General features: G+C 66.8%; 1 pseudogene. It reads left to right on the forward strand.

Annotated elements, in window-relative coordinates:
• Positions 1-304: pseudogene (locus E5162_RS14580) on the forward strand (hypothetical protein); the annotation flags it as partial.

Consider the following 304-nt stretch of genomic DNA (forward strand, 5'->3'; position numbering starts at 1 on the left):
TGGGCCATCCGCAACCTCTGTTCGGCTTCAATTTCTCCGAGGAGACACCTCAAGGCGCGATCGAGGGCAAAGCCCGTCTCGCGGTGGAGCAGGCCGAGATCGCCCGCCGGGCAGCCGTCCTTCGTGCCGAGCGAGCCGGGGCCATCCCCGATGTGACGGTCGGCGCCGGGATGCGACGGTTCGGGGCCAGTGACGAAACCGCCTACCTCGCCTCGATCGAAATCCCCATTCCCGTGTTCGATCGCACTCAGGGAAATATCGCGGCGGCGGCGGCGCGAGAGACTGTCTCGCTTCTGGAGGCGGA

This window comes from Marinicauda pacifica (assembly GCF_004793635.1).
GTDB lineage: Bacteria > Pseudomonadota > Alphaproteobacteria > Caulobacterales > Maricaulaceae > Marinicauda > Marinicauda pacifica.